This is a genomic window from Caulobacter sp. SLTY, from assembly GCF_009905535.1.
Taxonomy (GTDB): Bacteria; Pseudomonadota; Alphaproteobacteria; order Caulobacterales; family Caulobacteraceae; genus Caulobacter.
Map to the genome: position 1 here is coordinate 1 of NZ_JAAALA010000061.1, position 6,734 is coordinate 6,734.

Consider the following 6,734-nt stretch of genomic DNA (forward strand, 5'->3'; position numbering starts at 1 on the left):
GTTCCTGGGGGATAGTTCGGTGGCGGCGCCGCAGCTGCTGAAGGGCGGCGAGCTCGACTACATGATCCTCGACTACCTGGCCGAGGCGACCATGTCGGTGCTGGGGCAGATCAAGCGGGAGCGGCCGGGCGAGGGGTTCGCGCGGGATTTCACCGAATGGGTCTGGAAGGACAATCTGCGGGAGTTCAAGGCGCAGGGGGTCAAGGTGGTCAGCAACGCCGGGGGCCTGAACCCCCATGCCTGCCGGGCGCGGATGGAGGAGCTGGCGGCGGCCGCCGGCCTGTCGTTCCGGATCGCGGTGGTCGAGGGCGATGACCTGATGGACCGGCTGGACGACCTGTCCGGCGAGGACGAGATCTACACCGGCGCCGCCTTCCCGCCGAGGGACAAGGTGTTCACCGCCAACGCCTATTTCGGCGGCCGGCCGATCGCCGCCGCCCTGGCGGCGGGCGCGGACATGGTGATCACCGGGCGGGTGGTCGACAGCGCCCTGGCGCTGGGGCCGCTGATGCATGAGTTCGGCTGGACCGATGAGGACGTCGACCAGCTGTCGGCGGGGTCGCTGGCCGGGCATGTCATCGAGTGCGGGGCCCAGGCGACCGGCGGGCTGTTCACCGACTGGCGCGAGGTGCCGGACTGGGCCCACATCGGCTACCCGGTGGTCGAGTGCCATGCGGACGGAACGTTCGTGGTCACCAAGCCGCCGGGCACCGGGGGCCTCGTTTCCCCCGCCGCGGTGGCCGAGCAGATCCTCTATGAGGTCGGCGATCCGCAGGGGTACGCCCTGCCCGACGTGGTCTGTGATTTCACCCGGGTGAAAGTCGAACAGGTCGGCGAGCACCGGGTGAAGGTGAGCGGCGCCAAGGGCTATCCGGCGACGGGGCTCTACAAGACCTGCGTCACCTGGGCCGACGGCTGGCGGTTCATCGGGGCCATGCCGGTGGTCGGGCGGGAGGCCGCGGCCAAGGCGCGGCGCCAGGCCGAAGCGGTGCTGGAGCGGGCCGGCGAGATGCTGCGCGACCGCAACCTGGCCCCCTTCCGCGACCACCGGATCGAGATCCTCGGGGCCGAGGCCAGCTATGGCGCCAACGCCAGCGAAGCGGCGCAGGCCGTGCGCGAGGTGGTCAGCCGGGTCGGGGCCGAGCATGAGGACGAGCGGGCCCTGCGCATCCTGACCCGCGAATGGCAGTCGCCGACCACCTCGATGAGCGTCGGCACAACGGGGTGGTTCGGCGGGGCGCCGAGCATCAGCCCCGTGGCGCGGGTGTTCTCGGTGCTCATTCCGCGCGAGCAGGTCCCGGCCTTCGTCGATCTCGACGGCGAGCGGTTCGAGGTCGCCGCCGCCTCGCCGGCGACGCCCTTCGCCGCCGAAATGGTGGTCCGTCCCGATCCGCCGGCCGAACCCTCGGCAGAGGGCGAACTCGTCGAACGGCCGCTGATCGACCTGGCCTGGGCCCGGTCGGGCGACAAGGGGGACGCCTTCAACGTCGGGGTCATCGCCCGGCGTCCGGAATACCTGCCCTGGATCCGCGCCGCCCTGACCGAGGAGGCGGTGAAGACCTGGTTCGCCCATGAGTTCGAGGGGGCCACCGCGCCGCAGGTTATCCGCTACGACCTGCCGGGGATGGACGCCATCAACCTCCACTGCATCCAGGCCCTGGGCGGCGGCCAGTTCGCTTCCTTGCGCCTCGACGCCCTGGCCAAAGGCAAGGCGCAGCAGCTATTGGACATGCCGGTCCGGGTTCCGACCTCACTGCTTGGCTAGGCGGGCGACCTCATAGTCCAGCACCCGGCGCTTCTCGGCCGACACCTCGGACCAGCGGACCGACTGGCCGCAGCCGTTGTTGATGTAGCGCGGGCGGGGCAGAGACCGCAGCGGGTCGATCCGCTCGCGAGGCACGCCCCTGGACCAGCTGGCGGGAGCTGGCGGCTCGAAGAAGAGCAGGTACTGCTCCCCTTCGTTCACGTAGAAGCCCCCGCTGTTTCGCTCCGAGATCAGCAGCACCTCACGGCCCGCGATGCCCTTGAAGACGCCGTCGACGCGGATGCGGGCGATGACATAGTCGAAGTCCCGCACCTCGGAATCGGTCCGGACCTCGATGTTCTCGATCACCGTCCCCTTGATCACCAGCGAGGACTCCCGGAACTCGCCGGTGATGGTGCTCTGGGCGTACATCACCCCGCGATAGATGCAGACCGCCTCCGCCCGGCTCGCGGCGCCGACGGCCGCCAGTAGCGCCACGCACAGGACCACCGCCCGCCCGACCATCGCTCGTCTCCTGGGAAAGGCCCGGTCTGACGCCGCGCCCGGCCGGCGCTCCAATCAACTCCGCGAGATATGAGCGGACAACCTCTCAGGCGAGCCGGTTTGACGCCCCCGTCAGATCGGATAGCGTCCGCGCCGGGGTCTGGGAGGACAACAATAATGAAAAACGTTCTGGGGATCGTGCTTGGCCTGGTGGTCGGGGTGGTGGTCTGGGCCTTGGCGACGTCCGTGCTCGGTGTGCTGTCGCTCTGGCGGCCGGCCGATGGGACCGACGGGCTGGTGCAGGCGGTGGTCGGCGGGGTGACCGCCACGCCCGGATGGGTGATCGCGGCGGCCGTGTTCTTCGGCCTCTCGCTGCTGCTGATGTCGTTGACCGGATCCCGTTACCGCTACGGCCAGATGGGGGCGGTCTCGGGCCTGATGTTCCTGTTCGTCGCCTGGGCCCTGTGGTTCTCAGGGGTGGGCATTCCCGGACAGGCGGCCCTGTTCGGCCAGTTCCCCTCGTCGGAGATGTGGACCGAGTTCAAGGCCATGTGGTTCAGCGGCGGCACACCGGCCGCCCTGCTCGGCCGCTACACCCTGCTTCCCCTGGCGGTGCTGATCGGCGCCAGCCTCGGGGGCCAGGCCTGCGGCATGGTGGTGCGGGCGCTGGGCGGCGGGCGCAAGCGGGTGGTGCGGGCGGTCAACTTCGGTTGATGTCCTCAATGGTGTCATCCTTCGGCCGCGCAGCGGACCGGAGGATGAGATCGGTGGAGGTGATGGGGGGCTGACAACCGCCGCTTGAGGGGCTATATGACGCCCAACATCGTTTGAACGCGCTGGATGGCGCATTCGAGCGGCGTCCTGCGGGGCGCCGCTTTTGTTTTGAGCTGGAGTAACCCGTGCGGGCCCGCACCAACGAAGACCGTAGCCTGATCGAGCTGCTCGATCCTGTCGCCGAGGCGGCCGGGTATGAGATCGTTCGGCTGCGGCTGATGGGCGGTGCGACGCGGCGGTTGCAGATCATGGCCGAGCGGCCGGACGGCGAGATGGTGGTCGAGGACTGCGCCCGCCTCAGCCGCGCCATCTCCGAGATCATGGACGCGGCCGACCCGATCACCGGTGAATACACTCTGGAAGTCTCCAGCCCCGGCATCGACCGGCCGCTGACCCGGCTGAAGGACTTCGAGACCTGGGAAGGGTTCGAGGCCCGCATCGAGCTGGACCGCATCGCCGAGGGGCGCAAGCGGTTCAAGGGCGAGCTGGCCGGGATCGAGGACGGGCAGGTCGGGATCAACGTCGAGGGCGACGCCGAGACCACCCTCTACATCCCCTTCGACTGGATCCAGGAAGCCAAGCTGGTCCTCAACGACCAGCTGATGAAGGTGGGCGCCGACCAGCGCGCCGCCCGCATCGCCCAGGACGATATCAACGCCGTCAGCAACGACGAAGACTGACACCCTAGAGGACACGACCCATGGCCACCGGCATTTCCGCCAACCGCCTCGAACTGCTCCAGATCGCCGACGCGGTCGCCCGTGAGAAGGGCATCGACAAGGAGATCGTGATCGCCTCCATCGAGGAAGCGATCCAGAAGGCCGCCCGCACCCGCTATGGCGCCGAGCACGATATCCGCGTCTCCATCGATCCGAAGACCGGCGAGACCTCGATCAAGCGCTACGTCACGGTGGTCGAGGACGGGACCGAGTTCGAGGAAGGCGAAGGCGTCGGGATGATGCGCCTGGCCGATGCGAAGGCCTTCTATGGCAAGGACACCGAGGTCGGGCAGGTGTTCGACGAGGAGCTGCCGCCGTTCGAATTCGGCCGGGTGCAGACCCAGATGGCCCGCCAGGTGGTGTTCGGGAAGGTCCGCGAGGCCGAGCGCGAGCGCCAGTTCGAAGAGTACAAGGATCGCGTCGGCGAGATCGTCAACGGCGTGGTCAAGCGCGTCGAGTACGGCAATGTGATCGTCGATCTCGGCCGTGGCGAAGGCGTGATGCGCCGCGACCAGTCGATCCCGCGCGAGAACTTCAACCTCGGCGACCGCATCCGCTGCTACATCTACGACGTCCGCAGCGAGACCAAGGGCCCGCAGATCATGCTGAGCCGCGCCCACGGCGGCTTCATGGCCAAGCTGTTCGCGCAGGAAGTGCCGGAAGTCTACGACGGCGTCATCGAGATCCGCGCCGTGGCCCGCGATCCCGGCAGCCGCGCCAAGATGGGCGTCGTCTCCAACGACAGCAGCATCGACCCGGTCGGCGCCTGTGTCGGTATGCGCGGTTCGCGCGTGCAGGCGGTGGTCGCCGAGCTGCAGGGCGAAAAGATCGACATCATCCAGTGGAGCCCGGACGAGGCGACCTTCATCGTCAACGCCCTGGCCCCGGCGGAAGTGTCCAAGGTGGTGATGGACGAGGACGACGAGCGCGTCGAAGTCGTGGTGCCGGACGAGCAACTGAGCCTGGCCATCGGCCGTCGCGGCCAGAACGTGCGCCTGGCCAGCCAGCTGACCGGCTGGCAGATCGACATCCTCACCGAGTCCCAGGAGTCGGAGCGTCGCCAGAAGCAGTTCGCCGAGACCACCCAGCTGTTCCAGGACGCTCTGGACGTCGACGAGGTCATCGCCCAGCTGCTGGCCACCGAAGGCTTCGTGTCGGTCGAGGACGTGGCCTTCGTCGAGGCGCATGAGATCGCCGCCATCGAAGGCTTCGACGAGGACACCGCCGACGAACTGCAGACCCGCGCCCGCGAATTCCTCGACAAGGAAGCCGCCGAATTCAACGCCAAGCGCGTCGAGCTGGGCGTCGAGGACGGGGTGCTGGAGATCGAGGGCATCACCCTGCCGATGGCCGTCGCCCTGGGCGAGGCCGATGTGAAGACCGTCGAGGACCTGGCCGGGCTGATCCCCGACGACCTGCGCGGCTGGTACGAGACCAAGGACGGCGAGCGGGTGCGCGAAGCCGGCGCCCTGGAGAGCTTCAACCTGTCGCCGGAAGACGCCGAGACGCTGATCATGCGCGCCCGGGTGGTGATGGGCTGGGTCGAGGCTCCGCCGGAACCGGAATACGCCGAAGAGGAATATTACGAGGGCGAGGAAGGCGAATACGCCGAAGCCGCCGAGGGCGAGCAGCCCGAGGACGGCGAGGAACTGGCCCTGGCCGAGGCCGAAGGCGAGGCTCGGGACGCGTGAGCGTCTCGGCCCAAACCTTCGGACTGACGTCTTCGACTATGAACTGACCGGCCCCTCCTGGGCTGGTCGTCGACAAGGAACGCGACCAGCCCATGCAGGCTGAGACCGACATTACGGCCCACAAGACCCTGGCGCAGGCCGCCAGGGAACGTCGCGACGTGGTCACCGGACAGGTGATGGCGGAAGAGAAGCTCGTCCGCTTCGTCGCCGGCCCCGACGGCGTGGTGGTTCCCGATGTGGCCCGCAAGCTGCCCGGCCGAGGCGTCTGGGTCGCCGCCGACCGGGCCAGCGTCGAGACGGCGGCGAAAAAAAACCTCTTCTCGCGCTCGGCAAAGGCCAAGCTTTCCGCGCCGGCCGAACTGGCCGAGCTGGTGGAAAAGCTGCTGGTGAAGCGGGTTCTCGATGGGCTGGGCCTTGCGCGGCGGGCCGGCGACCTTACTTCGGGATTCGAGAAGGTCATGGCCGCCGTCCGTTCGGGCAAGGCGGCCTGGCTGATCGAGGCCAGCGACGGCGCCGCCGACGGCCGCCAGAAGATTCTCAACCTCGCCCGCCACATGACCCCACAGCCACGGGTCGTCGGCATCTTCACCTCGGCCGAATTGGGTTTGGCCTTGGGGGGCGAGAATGTGATACACACCGCCTTCCTCGGCGGTCGGTCGGCTGGAAGTTGGACGCAGGACGTCGAACGCCTGGCCGGATTTCGTCCGCTTCTCCCCGAGAGCTGGCGCGAGGAGCGGTAGGATAAGGGCCCGCGGGAAACCGCGACCAGGCCCTTTGTGAGTTTGGAAAATCAGGTAGTGCGGGCCGGGTTGGCTGGTCCGTGAGTTAAGCGAGACGCATGAGCGACGAGAACGACAACCGCCCGGGCCGCCCGCCCATGACGCTGAAACCCCGCACGGGGTCGGTCAGCGCCGGGGTGGTCAAGCAGAGCTTCAGCCACGGGCGGTCGAAGACAGTGGTGGTGGAAACCAAGCGCCAGCGCACCCATGCGCCGGCGGCCACCAACCTGGCCGGTCCCTCGCAGGCCGAGCGGCGCCCCGCGCCCTCGGGCGGCGCCCCGCGTCCACAAGCCCCACAAGGCGGCGCCGGCGGCCTGAGCGCCGACGAGATGCGCGCCCGCCAGGCAGCCCTGGAAGGCGCCCAGCGCCAGGCCGCGCAAGCCGCCGCCGCCCGCGCCGAGGAGGCCCGCCGCCAGGCGGCCGCCGCCGAGGCCGCTCGCGCCGCCCAGGCCAAGGCCGCAGCGGCCGCAGCGGCTCCGCCGCCCGCGCCGACCCCGGCTCCGGCTCCGGCCGCACCCCCGCC

General features: G+C 69.1%; 7 protein-coding genes. 6 read left to right on the forward strand and 1 reads right to left on the reverse strand.

Annotated features, from left to right (window positions below):
• Nucleotides 1–1,765, forward strand: a 1,765-nt coding sequence (locus tag GVN21_RS19995) for an acyclic terpene utilization AtuA family protein (protein WP_166576502.1), incomplete at its 5' end; no start/stop codon positions are given.
• On the opposite strand, the gene GVN21_RS20000 is transcribed toward GVN21_RS19995, so the two are convergent.
• A complete protein-coding gene (locus GVN21_RS20000) occupies nt 1,751–2,269 on the reverse strand; it encodes a hypothetical protein (RefSeq protein WP_166576503.1) in 519 nt (172 codons plus the stop codon). The two genes, GVN21_RS19995 and GVN21_RS20000, sit on opposite strands and share 15 nt — an antisense overlap.
• A 156-nt stretch (nt 2,270–2,425) precedes the next feature.
• Here GVN21_RS20000 and GVN21_RS20005 point away from each other — a divergent pair, with 156 nt between their 5' ends.
• The 5 genes from GVN21_RS20005 to GVN21_RS20025 all read left to right on the forward strand — a co-directional run.
• Nucleotides 2,426–2,962 carry a hypothetical protein gene (locus GVN21_RS20005; RefSeq protein ID WP_166576504.1) on the forward strand — a complete coding sequence of 179 codons (537 nt, stop codon included), beginning with the start codon at nt 2,426–2,428 and terminating at the stop codon, nt 2,960–2,962.
• Between the two features lie 185 nt (nt 2,963–3,147).
• The gene (rimP, locus tag GVN21_RS20010) at nt 3,148–3,702 is read left to right on the forward strand and encodes a ribosome maturation factor RimP (RefSeq protein WP_166576505.1); all 555 of its coding nucleotides are present in this window, start codon (nt 3,148–3,150) and stop codon (nt 3,700–3,702) included.
• A 20-nt stretch (nt 3,703–3,722) separates the two neighbouring features.
• On the forward strand, nt 3,723–5,432 hold the full coding sequence (nusA, locus tag GVN21_RS20015; RefSeq protein WP_166576506.1) for a transcription termination factor NusA: 1,710 nt from the start codon (nt 3,723–3,725) through the stop codon (nt 5,430–5,432).
• A 92-nt stretch (nt 5,433–5,524) separates the two neighbouring features.
• Nucleotides 5,525–6,172, forward strand: coding sequence for an RNA-binding protein (locus GVN21_RS20020; protein ID WP_166576507.1), 648 nt, complete (start codon nt 5,525–5,527; stop codon nt 6,170–6,172).
• 98 nt (nt 6,173–6,270) lie between these two features.
• The coding region (locus tag GVN21_RS20025) for an IF-2-associated domain-containing protein (protein WP_205690206.1) at nt 6,271–6,734 on the forward strand (464 nt) is incomplete at its 3' end.

Excerpts from the sequence above, each read along its gene's own strand:
- GVN21_RS20005 (WP_166576504.1), top strand. The coding sequence starts at position 2,426 with ATGAAAAACGTTCTGGGGATCGTGCTTGGCCTGGTGGTCGGGGTGGTG.
- GVN21_RS20000 (WP_166576503.1), bottom strand. The coding sequence starts at position 2,269 with ATGGTCGGGCGGGCGGTGGTCCTGTGCGTGGCGCTACTGGCGGCCGTC.
- nusA (WP_166576506.1), top strand. The coding sequence starts at position 3,723 with ATGGCCACCGGCATTTCCGCCAACCGCCTCGAACTGCTCCAGATCGCC.
- GVN21_RS20020 (WP_166576507.1), top strand. The coding sequence starts at position 5,525 with ATGCAGGCTGAGACCGACATTACGGCCCACAAGACCCTGGCGCAGGCC.